Annotated in this window: 21 protein-coding genes and 1 tRNA gene; 12 read left to right on the plus strand and 10 right to left on the minus strand. The window is 62.6% G+C overall.

The window, feature by feature from the left end; all coding sequences use genetic code 11:
* The first annotated feature begins 705 nt into the window (after positions 1 to 705).
* The gene (locus CLV78_RS14320) at positions 706 to 3105 is read left to right on the plus strand and encodes a cache domain-containing protein (protein ID WP_106205510.1); all 2400 of its coding nucleotides are present in this window, start codon (positions 706 to 708) and stop codon (positions 3103 to 3105) included.
* Entirely contained in the window at positions 3102 to 3743 is a 642-nt protein-coding gene (locus CLV78_RS14325) for a response regulator transcription factor (RefSeq protein ID WP_106205511.1), read from the plus strand. The genes CLV78_RS14320 and CLV78_RS14325 overlap by 4 nt, the downstream gene beginning before the upstream one ends.
* Before the next feature lie 57 nt (positions 3744 to 3800).
* Here the strand turns inward: CLV78_RS14325 and CLV78_RS14330 are convergent.
* Positions 3801 to 3876 (minus strand) — tRNA-Ala (locus CLV78_RS14330).
* A gap of 35 nt (positions 3877 to 3911) precedes the next feature.
* Positions 3912 to 4358 (minus strand): thioredoxin TrxC, encoded by a 447-nt coding sequence (trxC, locus tag CLV78_RS14335; protein ID WP_106205512.1) that lies wholly within the window; start codon positions 4356 to 4358, stop codon positions 3912 to 3914.
* 214 nt (positions 4359 to 4572) lie between these two features.
* Here trxC and CLV78_RS14340 point away from each other — a divergent pair, with 214 nt between their 5' ends.
* The gene (locus tag CLV78_RS14340; RefSeq protein ID WP_158263537.1) at positions 4573 to 4995 is read left to right on the plus strand and encodes a globin domain-containing protein; all 423 of its coding nucleotides are present in this window, start codon (positions 4573 to 4575) and stop codon (positions 4993 to 4995) included.
* Between the two features lie 99 nt (positions 4996 to 5094).
* Here the strand turns inward: CLV78_RS14340 and CLV78_RS14345 are convergent, their stop codons facing one another.
* Together CLV78_RS14345 and CLV78_RS14350 are read right to left on the minus strand one after the other, a co-directional pair.
* Positions 5095 to 6054, minus strand: coding sequence for an acetyl-CoA carboxylase carboxyltransferase subunit alpha (locus tag CLV78_RS14345; RefSeq protein ID WP_106205514.1), 960 nt, complete (start codon positions 6052 to 6054; stop codon positions 5095 to 5097).
* Positions 6055 to 6200: 146 nt separating this feature from the next.
* A complete protein-coding gene (locus tag CLV78_RS14350) occupies positions 6201 to 8126 on the minus strand; it encodes an elongation factor G (RefSeq protein ID WP_106205515.1) in 1926 nt (641 codons plus the stop codon).
* A gap of 551 nt (positions 8127 to 8677) precedes the next feature.
* On the opposite strand from CLV78_RS14350, the gene CLV78_RS14355 reads away from it, so the two are divergent.
* The 9 genes from CLV78_RS14355 to CLV78_RS14395 all read left to right on the plus strand — a co-directional run bounded on the left by CLV78_RS14355 (position 8678) and on the right by CLV78_RS14395 (position 18988).
* Positions 8678 to 8887, plus strand: a complete 210-nt coding sequence (locus CLV78_RS14355) for a YgaP family membrane protein (RefSeq protein ID WP_106205516.1) — start codon at positions 8678 to 8680, stop codon at positions 8885 to 8887.
* Positions 8888 to 8891: 4 nt separating this feature from the next.
* Positions 8892 to 9320, plus strand: coding sequence for a YeeE/YedE family protein (locus tag CLV78_RS14360; protein ID WP_106205517.1), 429 nt, complete (start codon positions 8892 to 8894; stop codon positions 9318 to 9320).
* 4 nt (positions 9321 to 9324) lie between these two features.
* On the plus strand, positions 9325 to 9840 hold the full coding sequence (locus tag CLV78_RS14365; protein WP_342751834.1) for a YeeE/YedE family protein: 516 nt from the start codon (positions 9325 to 9327) through the stop codon (positions 9838 to 9840).
* A gap of 18 nt (positions 9841 to 9858) precedes the next feature.
* Positions 9859 to 10740, plus strand: a complete 882-nt coding sequence (locus tag CLV78_RS14370) for an MBL fold metallo-hydrolase (RefSeq protein WP_106205518.1) — start codon at positions 9859 to 9861, stop codon at positions 10738 to 10740.
* A gap of 84 nt (positions 10741 to 10824) precedes the next feature.
* Entirely contained in the window at positions 10825 to 12510 is a 1686-nt protein-coding gene (locus tag CLV78_RS14375) for a bifunctional protein tyrosine phosphatase family protein/NAD(P)/FAD-dependent oxidoreductase (protein ID WP_106205547.1), read from the plus strand.
* Between the two features lie 57 nt (positions 12511 to 12567).
* A complete protein-coding gene (locus tag CLV78_RS14380) occupies positions 12568 to 14307 on the plus strand; it encodes a SulP family inorganic anion transporter (protein WP_106205519.1) in 1740 nt (579 codons plus the stop codon).
* Between the two features lie 115 nt (positions 14308 to 14422).
* Positions 14423 to 15529: a hypothetical protein gene (locus CLV78_RS14385; protein WP_106205520.1), complete on the plus strand. Its 1107-nt coding sequence runs from the start codon at positions 14423 to 14425 to the stop codon at positions 15527 to 15529.
* Positions 15530 to 15598: 69 nt separating this feature from the next.
* Positions 15599 to 16606: a deoxyribose-phosphate aldolase gene (gene deoC / locus CLV78_RS14390; protein ID WP_245925063.1), complete on the plus strand. Its 1008-nt coding sequence runs from the start codon at positions 15599 to 15601 to the stop codon at positions 16604 to 16606.
* Between the two features lie 51 nt (positions 16607 to 16657).
* Positions 16658 to 18988 (plus strand): aldehyde dehydrogenase family protein, encoded by a 2331-nt coding sequence (locus CLV78_RS14395; protein WP_106205521.1) that lies wholly within the window; start codon positions 16658 to 16660, stop codon positions 18986 to 18988.
* A gap of 303 nt (positions 18989 to 19291) precedes the next feature.
* Here CLV78_RS14395 and CLV78_RS14400 read toward each other — a convergent pair whose 3' ends face one another.
* The 6 genes from CLV78_RS14400 to CLV78_RS14420 all read right to left on the minus strand — a co-directional run bounded on the left by CLV78_RS14400 (position 19292) and on the right by CLV78_RS14420 (position 25701).
* The gene (locus CLV78_RS14400) at positions 19292 to 20152 is read right to left on the minus strand and encodes a D-amino-acid transaminase (protein ID WP_106205522.1); all 861 of its coding nucleotides are present in this window, start codon (positions 20150 to 20152) and stop codon (positions 19292 to 19294) included.
* Between the two features lie 121 nt (positions 20153 to 20273).
* Positions 20274 to 21269: an N-acetyl-D-Glu racemase DgcA gene (dgcA, locus tag CLV78_RS14405; protein WP_106205523.1), complete on the minus strand. Its 996-nt coding sequence runs from the start codon at positions 21267 to 21269 to the stop codon at positions 20274 to 20276.
* A gap of 59 nt (positions 21270 to 21328) precedes the next feature.
* Positions 21329 to 22333, minus strand: a complete 1005-nt coding sequence (gene dgcN, locus CLV78_RS14410) for an N-acetyltransferase DgcN (protein ID WP_106205524.1) — start codon at positions 22331 to 22333, stop codon at positions 21329 to 21331.
* Positions 22334 to 22468: 135 nt separating this feature from the next.
* Entirely contained in the window at positions 22469 to 22615 is a 147-nt protein-coding gene (locus CLV78_RS24285) for a hypothetical protein (RefSeq protein WP_211300990.1), read from the minus strand.
* Between the two features lie 51 nt (positions 22616 to 22666).
* Positions 22667 to 23698: an L-glyceraldehyde 3-phosphate reductase gene (mgrA, locus tag CLV78_RS14415; protein WP_106205525.1), complete on the minus strand. Its 1032-nt coding sequence runs from the start codon at positions 23696 to 23698 to the stop codon at positions 22667 to 22669.
* A gap of 116 nt (positions 23699 to 23814) precedes the next feature.
* Positions 23815 to 25701 carry an acyl-CoA synthetase gene (locus CLV78_RS14420; RefSeq protein ID WP_106205526.1) on the minus strand — a complete coding sequence of 629 codons (1887 nt, stop codon included), beginning with the start codon at positions 25699 to 25701 and terminating at the stop codon, positions 23815 to 23817.
* Between the last annotated feature and the right edge of the window lie 85 nt (positions 25702 to 25786).

Below are 25786 nucleotides of genomic sequence, written 5' to 3' on the forward strand. Positions count from 1 at the left end.
CGTAGGCAATTCTACGAATTGCCCGCTTTCCATCTGTGACCATACTGAGGCTATCCTTTCGGACGAATTGCTTCCAAAGCCCTAAGCGTGCATTGCCCGTATGTGCGCCAAGAACGCCTCGCCTCATCCCCAATCGGCGAGGCGTTCGTATTCCGCCGTCAGGGAGTCGTCGGTGGACGAGTAGCATTGGGCGCCCGTTTCAGCTTTGGGACACTATTGGCCCTCGGTGCGAATACCCGCCAACTCGGACTCCTGCTGTTTGCGCCGGACGGAAGTCGCACCTACGCGGGACAAGTTGCACCGTACCGGCAAGCCCCAGCACCTGCGCATGCCGGACCGGAAAGAAAAAGCCGGCGCCTGGACATGTCCAGGACACCGGCATCACTATGAAAGAATTGCTATACGCACCACTCAACTGCGCTGAAATTCTGCTATAACAGTCACTCGCAACAACTTTGTCGACGCGGCCTCTCAAAAAGACGTCGACCAGACTGTTTCAATGTTTGCACAATGGGTCCCGGATGAGAATTCGCGAGATTGCCTAGGTAGATTTGCCTATGGGTGCCCAAGGGGACGGCGAGCGAAGCGGAGTTGCGCCGGGCTTGAAAGTTGGCGAGCCAATTGCGCATCGCTCTGTTCCGGTGGGGGTCATGTTGCAATTCCGTCCCATCTCGCCAATAGAGTGTTCATGGGAACCTTCCAGACATGAGAACATCCCTTGGGGCACTGCTCGCGATCGGACTCGCGGGGCTGCAATTCATCGCGGTCATGGTCGTGGTGTTTTCCTCCCATATCACGTCGGAGCGTGCCCTGCTGGACCACGCTCGGGGTCTCCTGAGCGACGTTGGCGCAAATATTACGGAGCACTCGAAGAGTTTCCTGGGCCCGGCGAGGGGCGCAGCCGAGCTCTCTGCCAGGCTGGCCCAAAGCGATGTGATCACAAGCGAGAACCCCGAGTTGCTGGAGCGGTTGCTGTTCCAACAATTGCAGGTCGCGCCGCAGTTCGCTGGCCTCTTCCTTGGGAGCGAGGATGGCGACTTCATCTACGTGATGCGCAGCGAGGGGCCTGCCCCCTTTCGCTCCAAGATCATCACCGTTGACAACGGCACTCGGATGACCGACCTGATCTGGCGCGATGACGATTTTACTGTCGTCGAGCAGCGTCAGGACCCGGACGACCCATACGATCCCCGGACCCGCCCCTGGTATGAAAAGGCCCGCGCCGAGTTGACAACAATCTGGACGGCGCCATACATCTTTTTCTCGTCGCAACAGCCGGGGATCACGCTTGCGTCGCCAGTTTTGGATGGCGGCGGCGGTATACGAGGGGTTGTTGGAGTCGATATCGAGATCAGCGAGATTTCGGATTTTCTTGCACGGCAACGTATTGGCAAAACCGGGCGTGCCCTCATCATTCATGAAAATGGCGACGTCATAGCCCATCCGAACAAGGAATTCCTGAAGTCGGAAGACGCGGACGGCACCTTGCGCTTCGCAAGCATCGGCGACTTCGAGGATCCGATTGCACGGGCGGCGTTCCTCCAGCTTACGGCGGGGAGCACCGAGCCGGTGACCCGGGAGGCGGTGTCACAGTTTTCCTACGAGGGAGAATCCTACGTTTCCGTCGTCAAACCCGTGGTCAGCGAGAAGCTTCCGTGGACGATCGCGGCCTACGCGCCGGAGAACGACTTTACGGAAGTTATCAAGCAAAACCGCATGATGAACACCTGGATTGCATTGGCGGTTGCCATTGTGACTGGTGTGTTCGGCCTCGCACTGGCCAACTACATTCACAAGCCCGTCCGCGCCTTCGCAGTCCGATCCGCCTTGATCTCCCAAGGTGAGATTCCACCGTCGGAGCCATTGCCGGCAACCTACCGGGAACTCGAACGGGCAAATGCTACCCTGATGCAACAGATCGCCGCGCGGCGGGAGACCGAGATCGAGTACGGACGGACCTTCGCCCTCTCCTCCCGTGGAATGGCGCAGATTGAAGCCGGCAGTGGTCGGCTCCTGCGCGTGAACGAGAAATTCTCTGAAATCACGGGGTATTCCTCGGACGAGCTTGGCCAGATGACATTCCAGGATCTGGTCATTCGGCCTGATCCAAGCCTTTCGCAGCTCTATGGCTACGTGGGCGTGGAGGATGGCGAGTTTCGCGGAGAGGTCCCGTGTCGCCGGAAAGATGGTGAGACGATCTGGACATCTGTGAATGCGATCATGGTCCACAATCAGGAAGGAGCGCCCCTGCACCTTGTGCTCACGATGGACGACATCACCCAGTACAGGCTCAAGGAAGAGCAGATTTCCGAACTCAACAAGGACCTCACCAGCCTGTCGCGGCACAACACCATGGGGCAATTGGCAGCCGGTCTCGCGCACGAGCTCAACCAGCCGCTGACGGCGATCGCCCAGAATGCAGACACGGCTCTGCTGACGTTGAAGCAACTGTCCTTGAGTGATCCCGAGTTGCAGGAAATCCTGACGGAGATCGAGGAGCAATCCCTGCGTGCCGGCGAGATCATTCGGGCCCTCAGAGGGTTTATTCGGAAGGACGAAGGTGTCCGGACGATGTTCGACCTTAAGGAACTGGTCGAGCAGACCGAACGCCTCGTGATCGCGGAGGCACATGCTGCCGACGTGACGATCGAGACCGACCTTCCGCCTCTGCCACCGGTCGAGGCCATTCGCATCCAGGTCGCCCAGGTTCTTGTGAACCTGCTGCGAAACGCAATCGAGTCGCTGGCGAGCAATACGGAGGGGGAGCGGCGCGTCCGGGTCGCCGCGACGGTAGCTGGCGACAAGGTGCAGGTTTGTGTTGAAGACAACGGTCCCGGCGTCGATCCCAATATCAACCTTTTCACAGCATTCGAGTCGACAAAGGCAGACGGCATGGGGATCGGATTGTCGATCTGCCAAACAATCGTGCAAACGAATGGCGGCGAGCTGTGGCATGAACCAGCCCCCGACGGCGGAGCGCGTTTCTGTTTCGATCTCGTCGCGGGCGGGATTGACGCTTCCGACCACATGGCTAGCTTGGATGGACCGGAGCAGAAGCGCTCCGGACAGTCAGGTGGATCAGGGCGAAGGCAGCAAAATACTTGAGCAAATCTGAAGCCAGGGTTTACGTCGTAGACGATGATCAGGATATTCGCTCCTCGTTGTCGCGTGCTCTCAAGAAGCGCGGGATGGATGTCGAGACCTATGGGTCAGCACAGGCGTTTCTGGATGCCTATGACGGAAGCACAGCCGGGTGCGTTGTCCTGGACTACGGGTTGCCGAAGATGTCCGGGCTCGATCTTCAGGACCAGCTCAACAAAGGTGGCTACCCGCTTGCCGTGATCTTCATCACTGGCCATGGCGGGGTGCCGGAATCCGTTCGAGCCATGAAGGCGGGCGCTGTCGACTTCCTTGAGAAACCGTTCCGGCAATCGGTCCTGGCGGAGTTGATCGACAAGGCGCTACAGGTGGCGGTCGACAAACATAGCCGGCAACGGGTGAGCAACGACGTCAAGGCCCGTTTCGGTCGGCTCACCGAGCGGGAGCGGCAGATCGTCGTGCACATGATTGCCAATCCGGCAGAGGTCTCCAGCAAGGAGGTCGGAAACAGCCTGGGTATCAGCCCGCGTACAGTAGATCATCACAGGGCCCGGATATTCGAGAAACTCGAGGTCAGGACCCTGGTGGAGATGCTGAACCTGGCGTCCAAGGTGAAGTTGGACACCCGGGATCACACCGGTTGACGGAGTCCGACGGGCGACGACACGACGCGCAACTGTGTGACAGTTCATGGGGAATTCTGGTGGAGCCGATCGGGATCGAACCGACGACCTCGTCATTGCGAACGACGCGCTCTCCCAACTGAGCTACGGCCCCACGGACAGTTCCATTCGCCTAACACGAGCGCGATGTCAAGCCGGCAGCTTGACGTTCTCACGCACGAAGGTCTCGATCTGGTTGGCCGGGCGGACGCCCGAGAGCCGTGCGGCCTCCCGCCCGCGATGGAACAGGATCAGTTGGGGGATTCCACGGATGTTGTAGCGCACGGTTGCGTCCGGATTTCGTTGCGTATCGACCTTTGCGAACCGCGCTTGTCCCCGCAGTGCCCGAGCAGCCTGCGCGAATTGCGGTGCCATCTGGCGGCATGGTCCGCACCAGGGCGCCCAGAAGTCGATGAGCAGCGGTAGACCGTCGGTGCGGATCGACTTTTGCGCCTCGCGGAAGGTCATTTCATGCACCTTTCCATCCAGGAGCCGGGTGCCGCAGGTCCCGCACTTCGGGCCGGCGTGGAGTGCATTGGTCGGCAGGCGGTTGATTGCCCCGCAATCGGGGCAGGTCAGCTTCACAGTGGCGGACATGGATCTCTCAAATTCTGTTTGATGAATAAATGGGCGCGCGAGCACCGGTTTCAACCGCTCCCGGCGGCGGCTTGCTCGACAAAAGAGGTGTTTTTGCCTTATAATTTGGCAGTCCCCTGCGGGAAATGTCGCAGTTTGCGATGAATCAATTCCGCCATTTCGCTTCCGTGACACTCTCGCCGCCAAAGGGAGATCAACAGTCATGGAGACCTTGATGCCGACTTCAACTGAAGAAATCGCGATGGTCAAACAGAGCTTTGAAGACTTGAAGCCGCGACTCGAGCCGACGTCCATTCATTTCTACGAAGCGCTGTTCGAGCGTGCCCCTCATCTGCGGGAGCTGTTCCGCGAAGACCTCAAGGGGCAGGGGATGCGTTTCATGAACACCCTCGGGCTGATCCTCGCCAACCTCGAAGAACCGGAGGAGAACCCGGTCGACTACAAGGAACTCGGGCACCTCCACACGATGCTGGGCATCAAGCAGGCCGACTTCGAGCCTATGGAAGACGCGCTGATGGAGTCTTTCCGGGAGAAGCTCGGAGAAGGGAAGTTCACGCCCGAGCTCGAAGCGGCATGGCGGCGGGCCTACGGTCTGTTCAGCAAGAAACTGATCGAAGAGGGCGACATTCCGGCCTGAACTGCGACCAGCCCAGCGGCTCGCTGGGTGGTCGCGGTCATCCGCCCCGGATCCCGGTTTGACCCGGGCTCCGGCAGTGCGGCGCCCTGTATCGACAGATCAGGCCGCGAGACCGGTCGAGCCGAGTTCCAAGTATTTTTTCCGGCGGTCCGCGACAAGCGCCGCCCGGTCCATCTGGCCAAGCTCTTCCAGCATTGCGTGGATGGACTCGCCGACACTGGCCATCACTGTCTCGCGGTGGCGGTGCGCGCCGCCAACGGGTTCGGGAATCACGAGATCCGTGACGCCAAGCTCCAGCAAGTCCTGTGCGGTAAGCCGCAGCGCCTCGGCGGCTTCCCGCATCTTCTCCGCATCCTTCCACAGGATCGACGCACATCCCTCCGGTGAGATCACCGAATAGATCGAGTGTTCCAGCATTGCGAGCCTGTTGGCGGTGGCAAATGCAACGGCGCCCCCCGAGCCACCTTCGCCGACAATGACGGAAACCAGCGGCACGCCGATGGTCAGGCACTTCTGGGTGGAACGGGCGATGGCCTCCGACTGGCCGCGTTCTTCCGCGCCCTTGCCCGGGTAGGCACCGGGCGTGTCCACCAGTGTCACAACGGGAAGGTTGAACCGGTCGGCAAGGTCCATCAGGCGGATTGCCTTGCGGTAACCCTCGGGTCGGGCCATTCCGAAGTTGCGCTCGATGCGGCTGGTGGTGTCGTTGCCCTTCTCGTGGCCGATCACCACGACCGGCCGGTCGTTGAAACGGGCCATTCCGCCCATGACCGCGTGATCATCCGCGAAATTCCGGTCGCCGGCCAGCGGTGTGTACTCGGTGAAGAGCGCGTCGATGTAGTCCTTGCAATGCGGGCGGTCAGGGTGCCGGGCGACCTGGCATTTCCGCCACCGGGTCAAGCCGCCGTAGAGTTCGGCCAGCATGGCGTCGGCCTTGGCGTCGAGCGCGGAGGCTTCGGCCTCGACGTCCATCTCCTCGTTCGCACGAGCCATCGCCCGGAGTTCCTCGGCCTTGCCTTCGATCTCTGCCAGAGGTTTCTCGAACTCGAGATAGTTCATGCAATGGCTCCCTTCCTGATCGGCTCCCATATGAGCCTGATGGAGGGTTTTTGCAACCTGAGGTCAAGTCGCGCCGGCGCTGGTCCGGGGATTTGCACGGTCGGGGGCGCCGGGACGCCCCCTGTCCATGTCTTGGTCGTGCAAGGTCAGGCGTCCGCCTTGGCCTCTTCGCTGATCCGAGAGGCTTCCTTCCCGTGAACTTCCTGGTAGTGGTCGAACTCGGCCTCGTACCATGCGGTGCCTTGCGTCGCTCCGCCGAGCGAGCGCGAGAGTTCCTCCAGCGAGCTGTCAGGCAAGAGGGCGTGGAAAATGTCCCACCCCTTGGCGTCCGGGTTCGGGTCGAATCCCAGGACCTGTCCCTTGAGTGAACTCACCAGTGTGACGATTGCACCGGAGAAAACCGAGGGCACATGGATATCCACACGGTCGATCGGTTGAAGCAGGACCGGACCAGCGTTTTGCAAGGCCTCTTTGACACAGGCCTTTCCGGCGGTGCGGAACGCGAAGTCAGAACTGTCGACCGAATGCGCTTTGCCGTCCGTCAGGGTTACGGCGACGTCGATGACCGGGAACCCCAGAGGCCCTTTCACCATTGCATCCCGTGCGCCGGTTTCCACCGACGGGATGTAGTTGCGAGGGACCGCGCCCCCCTTGACCACTTCGTTGAACGCGAAGCCTTCACCACGCGGTTGCGGTGCGATCTTCATATGGACATCGGCAAACTGCCCTGCGCCGCCAGACTGCTTTCGATGGCGATGTTGATGCTCGACCGGCTTGGAGATCGACTCCCGGTAGCGGGACGCAACCGGTTCCGAGCCGACGGACACACCGAAATCTGCCTCAAGTGCGGCCTGGACACGCCGCAGGTGCATTGGGCCCTGCAGGCGCAGCATGGCGTGCCCCGAGGCTTCGTCCTGTTCCACCGTCATGCCCGGATCGGTTTCGCCAAGGCGTGCCAGCGCGCTTGAAAGACGCGCGTCGTCTTTCTCGTGCACAGGTGTGACAAGGGTTGCATAGCTTGGCGTGTGACCGCGCGCCCAATCCGCCATCGGCACGGCCTCAGTCTCGGAGAAGAGGTAGCCGGAGTTCAGGTGGTCGGATTTCACAACGAGGGCAACCGCGCCGGGGGCGATGGACTGCACCGGGTGCTTGGCTTCGATATCGGAGAGGTTGGCGATCGACTCGCCGGCCAGCATTGAGCCTGAAGCGATCTCGGCCCCGAGGGAGCGCAGAACGATGGCCTTGCCCATGTGCTTGCGGAAGCTCGAAAAGACACCGGCGGCGATGGCATCGACACCAAGGCGCTCGGCTGTGGATGTCACTTGCGGTGCCTCGTGACGCAGTGATTTCATCAACCGGGTGATGCCGTTCTTGTTGGCGCCCGAGCCCAGGAAGGCAGGAATATCTTCATTGTCGCGCAGCACTGATGTGGCGATGTCATAGACTTCGTCCCGCGGCGGTTGCTTGTCCTCGATCAGTTCTTCAAGGAGGTGGTCATCGAAATCGGAGAGGTGTTCAAGAAGTTCGGTACGGGCCTCCTGTTCACGTTCCATCACGCCATCGGGGATCTCGATCAGTTGCGACGGTTTGCCGGCCTGGAACTCCCAGGCGCGTTCGGAAATCAGATCGACCGTACCCACGATTTCTCCGTCCTGATGGATCGGCACCTGGCGCAGGACGATCGAGTGATTGGCATAGGCCTGCAGCCCGGCGACGATGTCGCGGACGCGATTGTTGGTGGTGTCCATCCGGTTGATGAACAGGATACAGGGGGTCCCGGATTCCTCAATCAGTCGAAGGTATGGGGCACAGAGAACGGCGGCCTCCGGTTCCGGCGGCACGCAGAGGATCGCCGCGTCACTGGCTGCCAGCGCTTCCCCCGAATACCCGAGGAAATCCGACCCGCCAGGGACATCGAAGGCGCACCACTCCTCGTCGAGGTAGGTGAATTGCGTGATTGCGAAATGCTCGGCCAGTTCGGACCTTACGGGCTTCGAATCCAGGTGACTCAGGGCATCGATCAGGGTCGTTTTTCCTGAGTTCGATGGGCCGAGAACAGTGAAACAGCGCATACGAGAGGTCCTCCAAACAGTGCCGGTTAAGGCGGCTCGGAAGACCCTTTGCGGGAACGGCCCGCTTCTTGGGGCGGGCCTTCAGGATCCCGCGCGGTCTTGAGCCGCCGTCTGATCCTGCCGCCCTTTGCATGGGCTCCGACGTGAGGAGTTTTGCATCGCGCGGCCCTCAAGTATTCCGCTCACCTTGGGGCAAAGGTCAAGGCCATGTGAGCGCTGCCACCTGCGACATTCCCGTGCGATCGGTGGTTTCAAGGCGCTGGGGAGGCAATTGAAATCGATTTGGGTGCCAAAAACGAGGGCGCTACCTTTCGGGGTTCGGGGCATGACGAGCCGGTGTTCTAAAATTATGTCCCGGAAAATCACATTCAATAACTTGAATTTTTATTCCTGTGGGTCTACATCATGATCACAACGAGGCCTTGCGCCGGGCGACTCACCGGTGCCGGGCCTGCATTGCTTGAAACCCCGAGAGGGAAATGCGGGACCCTCCCCGGTGCTGAAATGGCCAAGGTCCGCCCGCAGCGACCGAGACAACAGGAAACACGAAAATGACCACAAACATGGGTTCGACCGATCGCGTCATCCGGGCCATTCTGGGCGCGGTTCTTCTGATCGCGGCCTTCACAGCCATTTCGAGCACACTTTGGACTGCCATTGCCGCAATAGTCGGCCTCGCGATGCTGGGAACGGCCGCGATGGGCTACTGTCCGCCCTACCAGTTGTTCGGCATCAAGACCTGCAAGATCGACAAGGTGTAGCTGCATGGAAATCGTGAACTTCACACCAATCACATCGCTGTTTGGCGGCCTGCTGATCGGGCTGGCGGCGGTGTTGCTGATGGCGTCCGTGGGCCGCATCATGGGCGCGACCGGGATCCTCTCGGCCGCGATATTCGCCGAGGATGACCGGATGTGGCGCTGGGCTCTGCTGGCCGGCATGGTGTCGGGCCCGGCCCTTTACCTGCTGATCACCGGAAACTGGCCGGAGGTCACGGTTCCGGTGTCCACTCCTGCGCTGTTACTCGGCGGTCTGCTGGTGGGCCTCGGCGTGTCCTACGGCTCCGGGTGTACCTCGGGACATGGCGTATGCGGCCTCGCCCGCCTGTCTCCGCGCTCCCTTGCGGCGGTTGCCACGTTCATGGCTGCGACGGCGCTCACCGTTTATGTCGTGCGCCACGTTCTGGGGGGCTGATTCCATGCGTCTTCTATCTGTCTACCTCGTCGGGCTTGTCTTCGGTCTCGGGATCTCGATCTCGGGCATGGCAAATCCGGAAAAGGTGCTGAACTTCTTTGACGTCGCGGGCACCTGGGATCCGTCATTGGCATTCGTGATGGGCGGGGCGGTCGCTGTGGCCTTCGCCGGCTACCGCTTCGTGCTGAGACGTCCCGGGCCGACTTTCGACCACATGTTCCACCTGCCTCAAAACCGCCGTGTCGATGCCAAGCTGCTTGCAGGTTCCGCCGTCTTCGGCGTCGGCTGGGGCATTGCCGGTTTCTGTCCCGGGGGCGCCATACCGGCGCTTGGCACCGGCCGGATCGAAGTCATCCTCTTTACCCTCGCCATGATCGGCGGGATGGTGATCGCACGGTACATCAACACGCACTTTGGCGCGCGGCTGCAAACGCCCGGTGGGCCGGCGCTGCACCAGCCGGCCGCGCATGGCCCCATCACACAGGCTCCGAAGGGCCCGGCGCCAAACACCAATTCCTGAGAGTCCGAGGAGGAAACCATGGACTACCCCATCGATATCTCCGTGAAGCCAGAAGTCACCGGCTTCTTCGATCCGCAGACACACACGATTTCCTACGTCGTCAAGGATCCGGCCTCCAACAGTTGCGCCATCGTCGATTCCGTCATGGATATCGACTACGCTGCGGGCCGCATCACCTATGAACACGCCGACGAGTTGATCAAGTTCGTGGAGGACAATGGCCTCAAGCTCGAATGGCTGATCGAGACCCATGTGCATGCCGACCACCTTTCGGCGGCTCCCTATATCCAGGAGAAGCTGGGCGGAAAGATCGGCGTTGGCGAGCATATCGTCACCGTTCAGAACGTCTTCGGGAAGATTTTTAACGAAGGCACCGAGTTTCAGCGCGACGGGTCGCAGTTCGATGCGCTCTTCAAGGACGGGGATACCTACGAAATCGGCTCCCTGAAGGTCTTTGCCATGCACACACCCGGCCACACGCCGGCCTGCATGGTCCATGTGATCGGCGACGCGGCTTTCGTGGGCGATACGCTTTTCATGCCGGACGGTGGCTCGGCACGTGCCGATTTCCCGGGCGGCGATGCCGCGACGCTCTACGATTCGATCATGAAGGTGCTCGCACTTCCAGACGAGACCCGCCTGTTCATGTGCCACGACTACGGCCCCAATGGTCGCGAGATCGCATGGGAGACCACCGTAGGCGAAGAGAGGAAGCACAACATTCATGTTGGCGAAGGAAAAACGAAGGAGGATTTCGTCAAGTTCCGCACCGAGCGTGATGCCACTCTGGCGATGCCGAACCTCATCATTCCGTCGCTGCAGGTGAATATGCGTGCGGGCGAGATCCCCACAGATGACGATGGCAATCCGATGCTCAAGGTTCCCGTGAACGGCCTGTGAGCCTATCAAGGCGTGGAAACAGGACAAGCTGCCCCGGGCGGGAGATCTGCCCGGGCGCGCCAGTGGGAGAGGATACGAGACGTGCTGGAAATCAAGAAACTGACTGATGCGATCTCGGTTGCTCCGCAGATCGAGCCCGAGGACGTGCAGAAGATCAAGGATGCGGGGTTCCGTGCCATCGTCTGCAACCGGCCCGATGGCGAAGGAGCCGACCAGCCGACCTTCGAGGAAGTCGAGGCGAAGGCAAGGGAAGTGGGGCTTGAATGCCTCTACCAGCCGGTGACATCCGGAATGGTACACGACGAACAGGCGGAGGAGTTCGGCAAGGCGCTGACCACGCTGCCGGGACCGGTCCTCGCCTATTGCCGTACAGGCACGCGCTGCACGACGCTCTGGTCGCTTTCCCATGCCAAGGACATGGAAACCTCCGAGATCCTCGCGACGGCAAAGGCTGCGGGCTACGACATGGGCGGGGTGGTGCGTCGGATCGTGAACGGCGGCAAGACCCCGACCGACTCGGGCGATGCTCGGTTCGATGTGGTCATCGTGGGTGGCGGGGCCGGTGGGATCGCGGTCGCATCGTCGCTCAAGTCCCGGATGCGTGACATCGAGATCGCGGTGATCGATCCGGCGGACATTCACTACTATCAACCCGGCTGGACCATGGTCGGGGCCGGAATCTTCGATCCGGCGACCACGGCCCGCACGATGGGCAGCCTGATCCCGAAAGGCGTGCACTGGATCAAGTCCGCGGTTGCGGCCTTCGAACCCGGCAACAATGCGGTGATCCTCGATGGCTGCCGGGTGGTGAAGTATGACCGCTTGATCGTCTGCCCGGGCCTGAAGCTGGACTGGCACGCAGTTGACGGGTTGGTGGATACGTTGGGCAAGAACGGCGTGACCTCCAACTATCGCTATGACCTTGCGCCCTACACCTGGGAGCTGGTTCAGAACCTCAAGCAGGGTCGGGCGCTCTTTACCCAGCCGCCAATGCCGATCAAGTGCGCGGGCGCGCCGCAGAAGGCGATGTACCTTTCCGGCGATCATTGGTTCCGCGAAGAGGTGCTCGGCAACATCGATATTCAGTTCATGAATGCCGGGGGCGTGCTCTTCGGGGTCAAGGACTACGTGCCGGCGCTCATGGAATACGTGAAGAAGTACGACGCAACGCTCAACTTCTTCCACAATCTGGTCGCGGTGGATGGTGCGGCGAAGACGGCGACCTTCGAGGTGAAGGAGCCCGATCACGAACCACGGCGTATCGATGTCGAGTTCGACATGATGCACGTTTGCCCGCCGCAGACCGCGCCGGACTTCATCCGTGTGTCGCCGCTGGCCGACGCGGTGGGATGGGTCGACGTGGACCAGATAACCCTGCGCCACAAGACATTTGACAACATCTGGGCACTGGGCGACGTGATGAACGCGCCGAATGCCAAAACCGCGGCTGCCGCACGGATGCAGGCCCCGGTTGTCGCCGCCAACGTGACCGCCGACATCCTCGGTGGCAACCCGCGCGGTGCCTACAATGGCTATGGGTCCTGTCCGCTTACCGTCGAACGCGGCAAGATCGTGCTGGCCGAATTCGGCTATGGCGGCACGTTGCTGCCCTCCTTCCCTAAATGGGTCATCGACGGCACCCGGCCGACCCGAATGGCCTGGTGGCTCAAGGAGCAATTGCTGCCGCCTGTGTACTGGGGCGCGATGCTCAAGGGGCGTGAATGGATGGCCAAGCCCGAGAAGGTCACCACCAAGGTGTCCGACGTCTGAACCAAGCCGCGGCGCGCCGATCGGGGCGCGCCGTTTTCTCCCGCTGCGAGACCTCCAATGCCTCCCTTCCTGCGCCAGTACCTCCCAATCCTCGATTGGGGCAAATCCTATTCGCGACAGAGCCTGGAGAGCGATCTGCTGGCTGCGGTGATCGTGACGATCATGCTGATTCCGCAATCGCTGGCCTATGCGCTGTTGGCCGGGCTTCCGGCGGAAATGGGACTCTATGCGTCGATCCTGCCGCTGGTGGCCTACGCGATCTTCGGCACCTCGCGGGCGCTGGCCGTCGGGCCGGTCGCGGTGGTCTCCCTGATGACGGCAGCCGCGGTCGGCAACCTTGGGCTTGATGATCCGCGCGCCATCGCTCTCGCGGCGATTACACTTGCGTTTCTTTCCGGTGTTTTTCTGACTCTGATGGGCTTGCTGAAACTCGGCTTTGTTGCGAACTTCCTGTCCCATCCGGTGATCGCGGGCTTCATCACGGCCTCCGGGATCCTGATCGCCACCTCGCAGCTCAAACATGTCCTCGGAGTGGACGCTTCCGGTCACAACCTGATCGAAACGCTTGCACACCTGCTGGGAAGCATTGGCGATACGAACCTCTGGACGCTGCTGATCGGCGTGACGGCAACGGCGTTCCTGTTCTGGGTCCGCAAGGGGCTGAAGCCGTTCCTGCTCGGGGCCGGGATCAAACCGCGACTGGCGGAGGTTCTGACCAAGGCCGGACCCGTCGCCGCAGTCGTTGTCACCACGGTGATCACCTGGGGGCTCGGGCTGCAGGACCGTGGCGTGGCCATCGTCGGCGCGGTGCCGCGTGGCCTGCCGCCCCTGACCGCGCCGAGCTTCGATCTTGACCTCTGGGCGGCGCTGGTCGCCTCCGCCGTGCTTATCTCCATCATCGGCTTCGTGGAATCCGTATCGGTGGCCCAGACCCTTGCCGCAAGGAAACGGCAACGCATCGACCCGGATCAGGAACTGATCGGACTCGGCACGTCCAATATCGCCGCCTCTGTCTCGGGCGGCTATCCGGTGACCGGCGGTTTCGCGCGCTCTGTCGTGAATTTCGATGCCGGGGCGGAGACACCGGCCGCCGGTGCCTTCACCGCCGTGGGCATCACGCTCGCGGCTTTGCTGCTGACACCGCTGCTGTTCTTCCTGCCCAAGGCGACGCTGGCTGCGACCATCATCGTGGCTGTCCTGAGCCTCGTCGATTTCTCCATTCTGCGCCATGCCTGGGCTTACTCGAGGGCGGATTTCTTTGCCGTCGCCACCACGATCCTGCTGACGCTGGGCATGGGGGTAGAGGTCGGCGTGTCGGCGGGTGTCGTGTTGTCGATCTTCCTGCATCTCTACAAGACATCCCGCCCCCACGTGGCCGAGATCGGGCTGGTCCCCGGGACGCAGCACTTTCGGAATATCTGCCGCCACAAGGTGCTCACAGATCCGACGATGGTGACCTTGCGGGTGGACGAAAGCCTGTATTTTGCCAATGCGCGGTTTCTGGAGGACTACGTTTACGACCGCGTTGTCGGGGACCGGAACCTCAAGAACGTGGTATTGAACTTTCCCGCGGTGAACGAGGTCGACCTCTCCGCGCTGGAGTCGCTGGAGAGCATTCTGCATCGTTTGAAGGACATGGGCATCAAGCTTCATCTGTCGGAGGTGAAGGGGCCGGTGATGGACCGGCTGAAGCGGAGCCATTTCCTCGATGAGCTGAACGGGCGGGTGTTCCTGTCGCAATACGATGCGCACATGGCGCTGTCGCAGAATGCCGAGGTACATGCGGCAGCCGAATAGCCGGAGACCGGCCGACGGGCGTCTTTGCTAGAATACGCGTCCAAAATCCGCGGACCGAACGGCTCCGAGACGCTAAGCGGTTGGCTTCAGGGGTGTGTTCGTCCTATGAGGCGGCATGGATTGGCCCGATTTCTCCGTTCAAGAGATGTGCTCCCTGTCGGTCGAGGGAAGCGGGCTGCGTCGCTCCGCGATCATCCCGCCGGACGCGCAGGGAGAGGGGTTCGACGCGGCCTATGACTGGACCACCCTTTGGTACGATGCCGTGCAGCGCGACCAGGAGGTGCTGCTGGTCTGCCCGAAGCTCCTGAACTTCAAGGCGATGATTGCGGATGGCGCCCTGCGGCTCGATGGTGCCCCGGCACGGGTCCGACGGGTCGAGGCATGGCGGCGCCATGACATTGTCCACCTGCGCGGCGCAGCGGGCCGTACCGTTGCCACCTCCGCCGGTCGATGGTCGGGCGAAAGCGGTGTGAGCCCGGACCAGTCGGGCATCTTTGCCGGGTTGAACGCCTCGCTGCACATTTCCCGCAACAACCGGCTTGAGTGGATCGCGGACTGGGCGCGGTTCCATATCGGTGAGCATGGGCTCGAGGCGATGCTGGTCATGGACAATGGCTCCGATGACTATGCCCCCGAGGCGGTGCTCGATGCCTTGGCGCAAACTGGCCTGAAGCGCGCGGTGGTGTTGAAGGTTCCGCATCCCTATGGACCCGTGCGCGCGAAAAAGGGCGGTGGTGGAGCGAAGTTCCTGCAACCCGCGATGCTGAATCTCGCGCGGCTGCGGTTTCTCTACCGCGCGCGGGCCGTGCTCAACGCCGATCTGGACGAACTGGTCTGGAGCGGCGCGGGGTCGGTCTTCGATGCGACCGTGTCGAGCCGTTTCGGTTTTCTCGCTTTCGATGGAAAGTGGCGGATGCCGCCGCTGGGGCTTGAGCCGCCGCATGTCCATGCCGACCACATTCACGAACGGGTCGGCGACAAGCCATGCCCAAGCAAATACTGCATCGTTCCGGGCGGTTGGCGGAGGGGGATTGGCTGGGACGTGCACCGGCCGGAGACGAAGTTGCCTGTAAAGTGGCTTCGGGACGCTCGTTTCGGGTATTGGCATTGCCGTGGGATCACGACCAACTGGAAAAGCTATAACCGACTGGGCTTCACCGAGGTGGGCCCGGCAGACCCGTTCACCGCAAGCAAGCTCTTGGACCGCTTGCCGCGAGCGTAAGGCTCCCCATTGCGCCGCCACGCGCTGCGTGCGACCTTGCAATCCTGAACTTCAGGGAGGACTCGCCCCGTGCAGACCGAAACCGAAAGCACGACGGCCGTGACCCGTGGCTCGGCCCACCTGCCGCAGGTGACAGAGGCCCGAAACCCCGGGATGGATCTGGACATGGACTGGGTGATGCGCGCCCAGGCAAACAGGTCTGCCATCGAACGGCGTGCCGCGACATTGCCGGGGCGGCGCTCCGTCAAGAAGGACTACCAGGCGGCATGGCTGCTGAAGGCGATCTCGATGATCGACCTGACCACGCTGGCTGGCGACGACACGCCCGGCCGGGTGCGCCGGCTCTGCGCAAAGGCGCGGCACCCGGTGCGGGCCGACCTGCTAGAGGCACTCGGGCTTGAGCGGCTGACGACGGGGGCTGTGTGTGTCTACCACGATATGGTCCCGGTGGCGGTCGAGGCCCTGGACGGCAGCGGCATTCCGGTTGCAGCGGTTTCAACCGGGTTCCCGGCAGGGCTGTCGCCGTTCCACCTACGGTTGGCAGAGATCGGCGAGTCGGTGAAGGCCGGTGCCGAGGAGATCGATATCGTGATCTCGCGTCGACATGTACTGACCGGAAACTGGCAGGCTCTTTATGAAGAAATGCAACAGTTCCGCGCGGCCTGTGGCGAGGCTCATGTGAAGGCGATCCTTGCGACCGGCGAGCTGGGCAGCCTGCGCAACGTGGCGCGGGCCTCGCTGGTCTGCATGATGGCCGGCGCCGATTTCATCAAGACCTCGACCGGCAAGGAAAGCGTGAATGCAACATTGCCGGTCAGCCTGGTGATGATGCGGGCCATCCGCGACTACCAGGACCGGACCGGCGTTCGGGTGGGCTACAAACCTGCCGGCGGGATATCAAAGGCCAAGGATTCCCTGACCTACCTGATGCTGCTCAAGGAGGAACTGGGGCATCGCTGGCTTCAGCCCGATCTGTTCCGGTTTGGCGCCTCTTCGCTGCTTGGCGATATTGAACGGCAATTGGAACACCACCTGACCGGCGCCTATTCGGCCGCCTGGCGTCATCCGCTTGCCTGACCGCGAGAAGGTGATCGGGCGCGACATGGGGATTTGGACCGGGAAGACGACATGAACATTCAGGATATCTTCGAGAGCATGGAATACGGACCTGCCCCCGAAAGCGACGCCGAGGCGCAGGCCTGGCTGGAGGGGCGTGGGCGGTCCCTGGGGCATTTCATCAACGGAACCTTCACCGAGGCAGGGACGGTCTTTGAAAGCCGCAACCCGGCGACCGGGGCGGTATTGGCGAAGGTCACGCAGGCCAATGGGGCCGATGTGACAGCGGCGGTCACGGCGGCGCGGAAGGCGCAACCCCGTTGGGCCGCCCTTGGTGGGCACAAGCGCGCGCGGTTTCTCTATGCGCTGGCGCGGTTGCTGCAGAAACATGCGCGGCTCTTCGCGGTGTTGGAGACCCTCGACAACGGCAAGCCGATCCGGGAAAGCCGGGACATCGACATCCCGCTGGCACAACGCCATTTCTACTATCATGCAGGCATGGCCCAGCTGATGGAGGAGGAGTTGCCAGGGCGCGTTCCGCTTGGCGTGTGCGGGCAGATCATCCCTTGGAACTTTCCGCTTCTGATGCTGGCCTGGAAGGTGGCGCCCGCCATCGCCATGGGCAACACCGTGGTTCTGAAACCGGCCGAGTATACGCCTCTGACAGCGCTTCTTTTCGGGCAGATCTGCCAGGAGGCGGGATTGCCGGCCGGCGTAGTGAATATCGTGACGGGGGACGGAGCGGTCGGCGAGATGATCGTCGGGGCGGAGGTCGACAAGATCGCGTTCACCGGGTCGACGGCGGTCGGTCGTGCCATTCGGTCCGCGACGGCGGGGTCCGGGAAGTCTCTGACGTTGGAGTTGGGCGGCAAGTCTCCCTACATCGTCTTCGAGGATGCCGACCTTGATTCCGCAATCGAGGGCCTGGTCGATGCGATCTGGTTCAACCAGGGGCAGGTCTGCTGCGCGGGCTCCCGTCTGCTGGTGCAGGAGGGGATCGCGGATCGTTTCCATACCAAGCTGAAGGCACGGATGGACCGGTTGCGCATCGGCGATCCGCTCGACAAGTGTATCGACGTGGGAGCGCTCGTTGATCCGGTGCAACTGGACACGGTCACACGGCTGGTGACAGAAGGTGCGAAGCAGGGTGACCTCTACCAGCCGTCCGGCACCCTGCCGGACGGGTGTTTCTACCCGCCCACCCTGATCACCGGGCTCGAACCGGCCGACACGCTGATGCAGGAGGAGATTTTCGGACCGGTTCTGGTCTCGACGACCTTCCGGACGCCAGCGGAAGCCTTGGAAATCGCGAACAACACCCGATACGGTCTCGCAGCCTCCGTCTGGTCGGAGAATGTGAACCTGGCTTTGGATATCGCACCCAAACTGACCGCAGGCGTGGTCTGGGTGAACTCGACGAACCTCTTCGACGCAGCGGCCGGGTTCGGCGGGGTCCGGGAAAGCGGCTTTGGCCGTGAAGGCGGTTGGGAAGGGTTGCTGGCCTATACCCGTGCCGGGGATGTGCCCGCGCGGGCCAAGCCGGTCGCGCCCTGTGCCGCACCGGCCGACCCTTCACGCGACGATCCGCTGGACCGGACCGCAAAGATGTTCATCGGGGGCAAGCAGTCCCGGCCGGACAGCGGGTATTCTCGGGCGATCTGGTCACAGAAGGGCGTTTTGCTTGGCCATGTCGGTGAAGGCAATCGCAAGGATATACGCAACGCTGTCGAGGCGGCCAGCAAGGCGGCCGCGTGGGCTGGGACGTCCGGCCACCTGCGTGCGCAGATCCTGTATTACGTCGCCGAGAACCTGTCGGCCCGTGCCGCCGAGTTTGCAAGGCGGATCGACGATCTGACCGGCAAGAAAGGCGGCAAGGCCGAGGTGGAGGCCGCCATCGACCTGCTGTTCACCCACGCCGCCTGGGCCGACAAGTTCGACGGCGCGGCCAAGGGCGTGCCCTTGCGCGGGTTGGCGTTGGCGGTGAATGAACCGGTCGGCGTGATCGGTGCGATCTGCCCACCGGATCGGCCACTGCTTGGCCTGATCTCCGCCATGGGTCCCGCAATGGCGATGGGCAACCGGGTTGTCCTGGTGCCGAGCGACGCCTTCCCGCTGGTGGCGACGGATTTCTACCAGGTTCTGGAGACGTCCGACGTCCCCGCCGGCGTGGTCAACATCGTCACCGGTGGGCAAGGCAGCCTGTCGGCCGACATTGCGTCTCACCTTGATGTTGACGCGGTGTGGAACCTGTCCACACCGGATCTGGATCAGGGGATCGAGGCCGCGTCTGCCGGGAACCTGAAGCGGACGTGGTGCGCGGGGATCGGAGGCGGCACGTCCGGGCGAGAGGTGCTCGCGCAGGCGACCGAGGTTCGGACAGTCTGGGTCCCCTACGGAGAATAGCGCGGAAGACCGGTCGAAGGTTGGCCGGGGCGCTCCCGCCCGTCCTCAGGGCCCGCCGGCCCATCGTCCTGTTGGGCCGGGCGCGCCGTCGGCGCGCAGGCGACCCGAAGGCTCTGTGCTGTGCTTCCGGCGACAGGGCGAGCCTTCCCCGGTGCTCGACGTGCTGTTAGGCGACACATTTTCTTTGAACGGATCCCTCAAGGAGAAGCCCGGCACGCGGAACGCGTGCCGGGCCCAAGGGGATGAGGGGCCGGCAGGCCCTGAAGACGCGCGTGAGCCTTCCGGAACCGCAAATGCGTGCGTTCAGACGGCTGTCTTGCGGCTTTCGTCCAGGTAGATCTCTCGCAAACGGGCGGCCACCGGGCCGGGCGTTGCGTCGCCAAGGTCCGTGCCGTCGATGTTCACGACCGGCATGACGAAGGTGGACGCGGAGGTGATGAAGGCCTCGTCGGCCTCCTTCGCCTCGTCGATCGTGAAGGCGCGTTCCTCGACTTCCATCTGAGCCTCCCGGGCGAACCGCAGCACGGCGGCGCGCGTGATCCCGTGCAGGATCTCGTTGCCGAGGTGCCGGGTGACGATCTTGTTGCCCGTCACGATGTAGGCGTTGTTCGAGGTCCCTTCGGTCACGAAGCCATCCTCGATCATCCACGCATCGTCGGCGCCAGCTTTCTTCGCCATCATCTTTCCCATCGAGGGATAGAGCAATTGCACCGTTTTGATGTCGCGGCGGCCCCAGCGGATGTCCTCGATGGAAATGACCTTGATGCCGACCTTCGCCGCGGGGCTGTCGGCGAGCCCGGGCTTGGACTGGGTGAACAGTACGAGCGTCGGCTTCACATCGTCGCCCGGAAAGGCAAAGTCCCGGTCGGCGGCCGCGCCACGCGTAATCTGCAAATAGACAAGACCATCTTCGATCTCGTTTCTGGCCAACAGTTCCCTGTGAATTTCAAGCAGGTCGCCCATTGCGTCGGGCGCAGGCATGTCCAGCTCGTCCAGCGACCGCTGGAGGCGCTTGGCGTGCCCCGCGAAGTCGATCAGCTTGCCGCCCAGCACCGAGGTCACCTCGTAAACGCCATCGGCAAACAGGAAGCCACGGTCGAAGACCGACACCTTGGCGTTCTCCTCGGGAAGGTACTCCCCGTTGACATAAACAATGCGGCTCACCGTCGTCTCCTTTGTCCTGGTGCAAGCGTCTTGGGCGCTGTCGCGGCCCGGGTCAAGCGCGGAGCCCAACACTGCGGCGCTGCGGCCGCTGCACCGGAGTCGTTGTGCGCCTGCCGCGTTGTCAGCCCCAGAGGGCGCGCGACGGCGGATGCACGCCAGCCTCGTCAAAGGTCAGCGGCGCCTCGCGATCTTCTGCCAGCAACAGCGGCGGGTCGAGGTCGACAACACTGGCGCCCTGCGCGACGATCTGCGCCGGCGCAATGGCCAGCGATGAGCCCATCATGCATCCGACCATCACGCCGTATCCCGCGGTCTCGGCCGCGGCGCGCAGCGCGAGCGCTTCGGTCAATCCGCCGGTCTTGTCGAGCTTGATGTTGATCATGTCATAGCGACCCGTCAGCCCGGGCAGCGAAGCACGGTCGTGGCAGCTTTCGTCGGCGCAGACCGGCAACGGGCGGTCGGTTCCCGCAAGGTCACAGTCGTTGGCGGCGGGCAGGGGCTGTTCGACCATCTCGACGCCGAGCCCGGGCAGCAGCGCCGCCATTTCCCGGTACGTATCGATGGTCCAGCCTTCGTTGGCGTCAATCACGATGCGCGCGTGGGGGGCGCCAGCGCGGACAGCACGCAAGCGCTCGATATCTCCCTCGCCCCCGAGCTTGATCTTGAGCAGCGGGCGATGGGCGTTTTCCGACGCGGCCTGCTGCATGTCTTCGGGGCTGCCGAGCGACAGTGTGAACGCGGTGAGGACCGGTTCCGGCGCTGGCAGGCCCGCGAGGTCCCACACCCGTTTGCCAGTCGCCTTGGCCTCCCAGTCCCACAGCGCGCAATCCACCGCGTTTCGTGCGGCACCCGCCCGCATTGCCGACAGGAGGTCCTGACGCGTGATCCCCGCCTGCAGCTTCGGCTCGATCGCCCGGATCTCGGCGGTGGAGCTTTCCAGCGTCTCGTTGTAGCGCGGATAGGGTGTGCATTCCCCGCGACCGGTGATGCCGTCCCGTTCAATATGGACGGTCAGGACCGCAGCTTCTGTCCGGACCCAGGGTTTCGCGTCGCCGCGCCCGGAGATCACGAAGCTTCCGGCAATCGCGAAGCTGTCCTCAACGATGGCTATCTTCATTCCTAGACCTGTCTTGTTCTGGCCAATGCAATGGCCGGATCATGGGCGGTTTCTGACATTCAGCCAAGGGCGGACAGTGCATCCACCAGCCTGCCTGACCCGTTGCGGAACGGATCCACGGTCGGCAACCCCATCCGGGCCTCGACCTCCGCAAGGTAGGCGGCGGATTCCGCGTCCGACATGTGCTGCGTGTTGACCGAGATGCCCACAACCTGCACGTCCGGGTTCACCCGCTTTGCCAGCAGCATCGCCACATCCCGCAGCTCTTCCAGCGACGGAAGCGTGTAGTCGGGCAGGCCACGCATGTGGTCCCGCGTCGGCTCGTGGCACAGGATCAGCGCATCGGGCTGACCACCATGCACCAGTGCCAGCGTGACGCCGGAAAACGACGCGTGGAACAGGCTGCCCTGGCCCTCGATCAGGTCCCAGTGATCGGCGTCGTTGTCTGGGGTCAGCCACTCTACCGCGCCAGCCATGAAATCTGCGATCACGGCATCAAGCGGCACGCCGTCGCCAGTGATCAGGATCCCGGTTTGCCCGGTGGCGCGGAATGTCGACTTCATGCCGCGCTTCTGCATCTCCGCATCCATGGCCAGGGCGGTGTACATCTTGCCAACGGAACAGTCGGTGCCCACTGCAAGGCACCGCTTTCCGGTCCGTTTCCTGCCATTGGCGATCGGGTAGTCGATCTCCGGCACGCGGACATCGTGCAATTCCCGCCCCTCGGCCTTGGCGATTTCCACCAGTTCCGGCTCGTCGGCGAGCAGGTTGTGCAGCCCCGACGCAAGGTCGAACCCTTTCAGCAGCGCTTCCGCCAGAACATGGCGCCAGGCGGGCGAGATCACGCCGCCACGGTTGGCCACGCCGATCACCAGTGTCCTTGCACCGGCCGCCTTTGCCTCGTCGAGCGTCATGTCGGTCAGGCCCATGTCGGCCTTGCATCCGTCCATTCGAAACTGGCCAACAGCGAATTCCGGGCGCCAGTCCTTGATCCCCTGGGCGACCTTCGCGGCGAGCTGGTCCGGCGCATCGCCAAGAAACAGCAGGTACGGCGTCTTGATCATTCTCGCATCTCCTTGTTCCGGATTACGCTAGCACAGGGCGATAGTTGATTTTTTGTCAGAATTACTGACCCATCGCGGGCGCCGAGGGTGATCATCCCGTTTTCCCTGAACTATTTGGGAAAAAATTCGACATGATCAAGAAATGTGCAGAATGAAAACGCGGATCTTGCCTGCGATTCGGATGGCGTCGCCAACCTGTGCCGCAGGTCGAGGCAGCTTGGCGGAGCAATACGCGCTGTCACCCTTGTAGACCATGGTCCAGACGGAAAGCCACAAGGCCACGAAGCGCACCGACGACGGACGGGAATTCTCCGCCCGTCGCCGGCGTCGGGTTCAGACGCCCTCGGAGGATTGGGCCCAGATATTGATATCCTCTTCTGAGGAAATCTCGTCGATCCGTGCCAATTCCTCATCGGTGAAGGTGAGGTTCCCAACAGCGCCGGCGCAATCGATCACCTGTTGCGGCTTGCTTGCCCCGATCAGCGCGGTGGTGATGCCGCCACCGCGTAGCACCCAAGCGATGGCCATTTGCGCAAGCGTCTGCCCGCGCTCTTCGGCCATGGCGTTAAGGTTGCGGATGCTCTGGAGCGCAGTCTCGGTCAGGAAACCGTCCCGGAAGGGACCCCCCTTCGTCGCGCGACTGCCGTCCGGCACCCCCTTCAGGTACTTGGACGTGAGCATTCCCTGTGCCAACGGCGAGAAGGCGATAGAGCCGATGCCCAGTTCGCCGAGCGTTTCGCGCAGCCGGTCACGCTCTACCCAGCGGTTCAGGATGGAATAGCTCGGCTGGTGGATCAGACAGGGCACGCCCAGGTCCTTCAGGATCGCGGCTGCATCCCGCGTACGCGCGGAATTGTAGGAGGAGAGCCCGACGTAAAGCGCCCTGCCGGATCTCACGATTTCCGCGAGCGCGCCCATGGTCTCTTCGAGGGGCGTGTCGGGATCGAACCGATGCGAGTAGAAGATGTCGACATAGTCGAGCCCCAGCCGTTTCAGGCTCTGGTCGCAACTGGATATCAGGTGCTTGCGGCCGCCCATCTCGCCATAGGGGCCGTCCCACATCCGGTAGCCGGCCTTGGTCGAGATGATCAACTCGTCCCGGTGCGCGCGAAAATCGGTGCGGAGGAGCTCGCCGAAGGCCTCCTCGGCCGCGCCCGGCGGTGGACCATAGTTGTTGGCAAGATCGAAGTGGGTGATGCCGTGATCGAAGGCCGTGCGGCAGATGGCCTGCTTTGTGCGGTGCGGCGTATCGTGGCCGAAGTTCTGCCAAAGCCCGAGCGAGATTGCCGGAAGCAGCAGCCCCGAGGCGCCGCAGCGGTTGTACACCATGCGATCATAGCGGTCCGGGGCGGGAAGGTAGGTCATTCGCATCCTCCATGAACGTATCAGGCCCCAGGTCCTCCCCGGGGCCGTTCACTCCATGTCGGTCATGCGCGGGCAGAGCGCAAGGGACGTGGTTGCGGGATGTGGCCCGTATCAGTTCACTCGGCCCATTCCCATGGGGTCGCGAAATTGCCGAGCAGGTGGCCGAGCGCGTCTTCGTCCACGTCGCCGGTGCGTTCCAGTTGCGCCACCAGTCCACGTTTCTTGCTGTCGATCACGTCCTTCACCCGCGCTTCGATCTTCGCCTCCTCCAGGACCCGGTTGAAGACACGCTTGATGGCGCTCTTGCGGAGATCCGGTTTGAAGATCTTTCCGACAGCTGTCTTGGGCAGCTCATCCACGATCTCCAGGTGCTTGGGGAAGGCGGCCCGTTCGACGATCCGGGGTTTGATGAAGGCCTGCAATTCGTCCGGCGTTGCCTTGGCTCCATCCACCAACTCGACATAGGCGCAGGGAAGTTCGCCTGCGAAACTGTCGGGCTGTCCGATGGCACCGGCAAAGGCGACTTTCTCGTTGCCGAGCAGGGCCTCTTCGATGATGGCCGGGTCGATGTTGTGGCCGCCACGAATGATCAGGTCCTTTGCGCGTCCGGTGATCCACAGGTATCCATCCGCGTCGATCCGCCCGAGGTCGCCGGTGCGCAGGTAGACATCGTGGTGGAACAGGTCGTGGTTCTTGTCCGCCTCCGTATAGGTCGAGCCGGCATAGACGCCAGGATTGTCCACACAAATCTCGCCCACCTCGTCGACGGCACACTCGCGCGGCCCGTCCTTGGTGTGTTCGAGGATCTTCACGTCGCAATGCGGGAACGGCAGCCCGACGGATCCGACCTTCTTGGTGCCCTCCACCGGATTGATGGAGACAAGGCAGGTCGCCTCGGTCAACCCGTACCCCTCGATGATCTCGACCCCCGTGGCCTGCTCAAACCGGTTGTAGAGCTCGACCGGGAGCGGTGCGGACCCGGAGAAGGCATTGTTGAGCGTGGAGACATCGGCATCGACCGGCCGCTGCATGAGTGCGGCGAAGGCGGTCGGCACGCCGATCATGAACGTGACATTCCAGCGTTCGATCAGTTTCCAGAAGTTGTCGAAGACGCCATCGCCGCGGTACCCTTGCGGCGTCGGAAAGACGACATGTGCCCCCGAGGCGATCATCGACATCAGGATCGGCTCGACCGCGAAGACATGAAAGAGCGGCAACGGGCACATCACCACGTCTGTTTCATCGAACAGGAGCCGGTTTCCGAGCCAGCCATTGTAGACCATGCCGGAGTAGAGATGCTGGGCCACCTTGGGCATGCCCGTGGTGCCGCCGGTGTGGAAGTAGGCTGCAACGCGGTCCTCGGTGGAATCGGCGAAATCAAGCGCGTCGGATCGATGCTTCGCCATCTCGGTCGTAAAGTCGTGGACCTTCGCGGTGTGGTGGACTTCGGTTTTTGGCCGCAGGAACGGAACGATGAACTTCTTGAGCCCGGTCAGGTAGCGCAGCAGATCGATCTCGATCACATGCTTCACGTTCGGAGCATGGTCGACGGCCTCCGCGGCCTTCTGGGCAACATCGGACTTCGGGAAGGCCTTGAGCGTGACCAGCACGCGCGCGTTCGTCTCGCGCAGGATGGCAGAGATCTGGTCGGGTTCTAGCAGCGGGTTGATCGGGTTCACGATCCCGGCGATGGACCCGCCGAGCAGAGTGACCACCGTCTCCGAGCAATTCGGCAGCAGGAAGGCCACGACGTCCTTCTCGCCGATGCCGAGACTGCGGAACATGTTTGCGGCCTGGACGGATTTGGCATGCAGATCCGACCAGGTATAGGTCTCGGCCGGGGCCTTCGGGTCGGAAAGCAGCTGGAAACTGACCGCGTCCCGCGCGCCGTGAGTGTCCTTCGCATGGCTCAGGAACTCGAACATGGTGGTCGGAACGTCTCGCTCCTCCCATTCCATCTCGTTGTGAATCGCGTCTCGATCGGCGAGGGTCGCAAAGCCCATCCCCAACTCCTCCCTGTTCTCGCACCCGCAGGCGCTCCCGGGCCCGTTCTTGGTGTGAAACCAGTATTGGGCGCAACAATGACGC

The organism is Aliiruegeria haliotis (assembly GCF_003003255.1).
In the GTDB taxonomy this organism is placed as follows: Bacteria; Pseudomonadota; Alphaproteobacteria; order Rhodobacterales; family Rhodobacteraceae; genus Tropicimonas; species Tropicimonas haliotis.

Bases quoted from the DNA above. Each gene is read 5' to 3' on its own strand.
- CLV78_RS14365 (WP_342751834.1), top strand. From the start codon at position 9,325: ATGCGTCTTCTATCTGTCTACCTCGTCGGGCTTGTCTTCGGTCTCGGG.
- CLV78_RS14345 (WP_106205514.1), bottom strand. From the start codon at position 6,054: ATGAACTATCTCGAGTTCGAGAAACCTCTGGCAGAGATCGAAGGCAAG.
- CLV78_RS14385 (WP_106205520.1), top strand. From the start codon at position 14,423: ATGGATTGGCCCGATTTCTCCGTTCAAGAGATGTGCTCCCTGTCGGTC.
- trxC (WP_106205512.1), bottom strand. From the start codon at position 4,358: ATGTCCGCCACTGTGAAGCTGACCTGCCCCGATTGCGGGGCAATCAAC.
- dgcA (WP_106205523.1), bottom strand. From the start codon at position 21,269: ATGAAGATAGCCATCGTTGAGGACAGCTTCGCGATTGCCGGAAGCTTC.
- CLV78_RS14395 (WP_106205521.1), top strand. From the start codon at position 16,658: ATGAACATTCAGGATATCTTCGAGAGCATGGAATACGGACCTGCCCCC.
- CLV78_RS14320 (WP_106205510.1), top strand. From the start codon at position 706: ATGAGAACATCCCTTGGGGCACTGCTCGCGATCGGACTCGCGGGGCTG.
- CLV78_RS14360 (WP_106205517.1), top strand. From the start codon at position 8,892: ATGGAAATCGTGAACTTCACACCAATCACATCGCTGTTTGGCGGCCTG.
- CLV78_RS14355 (WP_106205516.1), top strand. From the start codon at position 8,678: ATGACCACAAACATGGGTTCGACCGATCGCGTCATCCGGGCCATTCTG.
- dgcN (WP_106205524.1), bottom strand. From the start codon at position 22,333: ATGATCAAGACGCCGTACCTGCTGTTTCTTGGCGATGCGCCGGACCAG.
- CLV78_RS14380 (WP_106205519.1), top strand. From the start codon at position 12,568: ATGCCTCCCTTCCTGCGCCAGTACCTCCCAATCCTCGATTGGGGCAAA.
- CLV78_RS14420 (WP_106205526.1), bottom strand. From the start codon at position 25,701: ATGGGCTTTGCGACCCTCGCCGATCGAGACGCGATTCACAACGAGATG.
- CLV78_RS14340 (WP_158263537.1), top strand. From the start codon at position 4,573: ATGCCGACTTCAACTGAAGAAATCGCGATGGTCAAACAGAGCTTTGAA.
- CLV78_RS14350 (WP_106205515.1), bottom strand. From the start codon at position 8,126: ATGCGCTGTTTCACTGTTCTCGGCCCATCGAACTCAGGAAAAACGACC.
- CLV78_RS14370 (WP_106205518.1), top strand. From the start codon at position 9,859: ATGGACTACCCCATCGATATCTCCGTGAAGCCAGAAGTCACCGGCTTC.
- mgrA (WP_106205525.1), bottom strand. From the start codon at position 23,698: ATGACCTACCTTCCCGCCCCGGACCGCTATGATCGCATGGTGTACAAC.